Origin of the sequence: Klebsiella sp. Ech2A (assembly GCF_030078455.1) — a bacterium.
GTDB classification, from domain to species: domain Bacteria; phylum Pseudomonadota; class Gammaproteobacteria; order Enterobacterales; family Enterobacteriaceae; genus Klebsiella; species Klebsiella terrigena.
In genome coordinates this window covers 1-1,394 of the sequence record NZ_JAQGFU010000417.1, presented here as the reverse complement: position 1 = coordinate 1,394, position 1,394 = coordinate 1, and the positions used below count along the sequence as shown (strand labels likewise).

The 1,394-nt window shown below is 68.4% G+C and carries 3 protein-coding genes; 1 reads left to right on the top strand and 2 read right to left on the bottom strand.

Features of this window, described 5'->3' with window-relative positions; all coding sequences use genetic code 11:
• Positions 1-313, top strand: a 313-nt coding sequence (locus tag PFH44_RS27595; RefSeq protein ID WP_283826843.1) for a substrate-binding domain-containing protein, incomplete at its 5' end; no start/stop codon positions are given.
• Here PFH44_RS27595 and PFH44_RS27590 read toward each other — a convergent pair.
• Both PFH44_RS27590 and PFH44_RS27585 read right to left on the bottom strand, forming a co-directional pair.
• Complete coding sequence (locus tag PFH44_RS27590; RefSeq protein ID WP_132514081.1) at positions 297-1,046, bottom strand: ABC transporter ATP-binding protein; 750 nt, start codon at positions 1,044-1,046, stop codon at positions 297-299. The genes PFH44_RS27595 and PFH44_RS27590 overlap by 17 nt on opposite strands.
• Positions 1,046-1,394 (bottom strand): iron chelate uptake ABC transporter family permease subunit (locus PFH44_RS27585; protein ID WP_283826841.1); only part of this gene is annotated, 349 nt, incomplete at its 5' end. The genes PFH44_RS27590 and PFH44_RS27585, both read right to left, overlap by 1 nt.

The window sequence follows — 1,394 nt, the reverse complement described above, 5'->3', positions numbered from 1 at the left end:
CCGCGCCGGGCAGCTGGTGGGAGGAAGAGACTCGCTAAAGGTCCCGCCGGGCAGCACGGCGGCAGCCTGGCTGATTGGCGAAGGGCTGGCCGACCTGTTTATCGGCTACGCCCACTACGCCAGCCAGATGCCGGCCGGCGACGCGCTGCGCTGCGTTGTCATTCCGCCGCCGTGGAACGTGCGCGCCGACTACTACCTGACGCCGACAGAAGAGAGCGCCGACGCGCAGCGGCTCTGCCGCTTTATTCTCGGCGACGAGGGGCAGGGCTTCCTGCGCGCGGCGGGCTTTTTGCCGCTCAGCGGCGGATCGTAAACTGCGGCGCCAGCAGGGGCACGGCCGAGCCGGGGTGGTCGATTTTGCGGACCGGTAAACCGTAGGCGCGCTGCAGATTAGCTTCGCTCAGCACCTCGGCGGACTCTCCCGCCAGCCATTCGCCCTCGGGCAGCAGGAGTAAGGTATGGCTGGCTATCTGCAGGGCGTGGGTCGGATCGTGGGTGGTGAACAGCACCGTTCGCGTCTGGCGATGCGCCAGATCGCTAATCAGCTGCAGCACCACCTGCTGGTTGGCGAGATCCAGCGCCGAACAGGGCTCGTCGAGCAGGATATTCTGGCTGGCGCCCACCAGCGCGCGGGCGATCAGCACCAGCTGCTGCTGGCCGCCGGAGAGCGCGCGAAAGGCGGCGGCCGCCAGATGCGCAATCCCCAGCTGGCGCAGCGCCTCCTGCACCTGCCGTCGGTCCTCGGCGCCGGGCTGGGCAAACAGATCGACGTGGCGAGCCCGGCCCATCAGCACCACCTCCTGCACCTGCCAGCTAAACGCCGGGCGAAAAGACTGCGGCACGATAGCGGTGCCGCCGATCGATTCAAACCGGCCGCCGAGCGGCGCCAGCACGCCGGTCAGCGTATCAAGCAGCGTGCTTTTTCCGCGCCCGTTAGCGCCCAGGATCGCCCAGACTTCGCCGGAGCGGCAGCGCAGGCTAAGCGGGGCAAACAGCGGCTGACGATGACCATAGAGCAGCTGCGTCAGGCTAAGGGAGACTTCCATCAGGCGGTTCCTCGGTGGCGCGAATGGAAAAGCAGCCAGCTAAACAGCGGCGCGCCGAGCAGGGCGGTGATAATCCCGATCGGGATCTCCGCCTGAGTTAAGGTGCGGGCCAGGCTGTCCACCACCACCATAAAGCCGCCGCCGAGCCAGAAGGCGGTTGGCAGCAGGCGTCGATGGTCGGCGCCGACCAGCAGACGTGCAAGGTGCGGGATAACCAGCCCGACCCAGGCGATGCTGCCGCTGACCGCCACCTGCGCGGCCACCAGCACGGCGCAGCAGACCAGCACGCTGCGCCGCAGCGCGGCGACCGATACGCCCAGCCCGCGGGCGTCCTTCTCCTCCAGCGCC